This is a genomic window from Komagataeibacter intermedius TF2 (genome assembly GCF_000964425.1).
Lineage (GTDB): Bacteria > Pseudomonadota > Alphaproteobacteria > Acetobacterales > Acetobacteraceae > Komagataeibacter > Komagataeibacter intermedius.
Genome location: NZ_BANF01000129.1, coordinates 1 through 1,322 on the forward strand (window position 1 = coordinate 1; position 1,322 = coordinate 1,322).

The 1,322-nt window shown below is 60.1% G+C and carries 1 protein-coding gene; it reads right to left on the minus strand.

The window, feature by feature from the left end; translation table 11 throughout:
- Positions 1 to 1,154, minus strand: a 1,154-nt coding sequence (gene istA, locus B7449_RS13710) for an IS21 family transposase (RefSeq protein WP_209426742.1), incomplete at its 3' end; no start/stop codon positions are given.
- Positions 1,155 to 1,322: the final 168 nt, after the last annotated feature.

The window sequence follows — 1,322 nt, forward strand, 5'->3', positions numbered from 1 at the left end:
AGGATCGGCACCGCCGGTGTCGTCGGCAACATCTCGGCGTGTTGAACCGGTGGGGCCTTGCGGTGGCCTGGCTCGATCCGCTTACGGTTTTTGCCTTCCAGCACGGGATGCCGGGCGATGAGTTTCCCTTCCTCGAAGATCAGGACTTCATGTGTATGGTGCTGGATCTCGACCACGCGACGGCGGGCAGTGTCAGGCACACTGTAATAATTGCCGGCCACCGCCACCATCCCCTCGCGGCTGATCCGCCGCTCGACGCTCAGAACAGCATCGTAGCGCAGGGCAGGCAATGGATGCAGATGGGGCTGCTCCTGTGCAAAATGCTCCTGCACGATCCGCCCGGTGGTGGCATGTGCCCGCGCGTTGGCGATATCCGCGCGCCAGACGTCGAACTGGGCGTTGAGGTCATCGAGATCATGGAAACTGCGGCCAAGGAAGAAGTCCTGACGGATGTAGCGGAAGGGTCGCTCGACCTTGCCCTTGGTCTTGGCGCGATAGGGCTGGCAGGCTCTGGGGGCGCTGCCATAATGGGCCAGAAGCGCCACCAGCGAGGCATTGTAGGTCACCACGCCCGCATCATCCTCACCGATGACAGCGGTCTTCATGCGATCGTAGAGAATTTCCGTGCAGCAGCCCGCCATCGCCTCGAAGGCGGCGATGTGGCAACGCATCACTGTTTCCAGACCCTGGTTCGGGCAGAAACGTCCCCACAGCCAGCGACTGTGCCCCAGCACCATGCTGAACAACCAGACCTTGCGCACGATGCCTGGCTCGCCGGTGAAGACTGTCTGGAATTCCGCAAAATCGACCTGCGCCTGAACGCCGGCTCCGGTCTCGAAGCGCCGCTCATAAGGCCTGGGCAGCGGGGGGCGGATTTGCCGGAGATATTCCGTCAGCGATGAATAGGCACCGTCATATCCCATGTCGCGAATTTCACGATGCAGCCTGCGCGATGAAAGTCCGGGATAACTTGCCATCCGCTCCAACAGATAGGTTCGATAAGGTTCTGCTGCGCTGGCCACCGGTTTACGCGGTGCATAGGCTGGAGTCTCCAGCCCATTGGCCAGATACTTCTTCACTGTCTTGCGATCGAGCCCTGTCTGGCGCGCGATGGCGCTGATGCTGAGCCCCTGTCTTTTGAGTTCCTGGATCAAAACGACCTCCCTGAGTCCTATCACCTGCTCGCCCTTCCTTTGGCATCAGCAGGGATAAATGTGCCGCGTGATCGTCATGGGGGCATGCCCCCATGACGATCACGCACAGTCCTCAAACTGGGGAATTTTCAACCAGCACATTTGGGGAGATTACAACCAGCACTCACA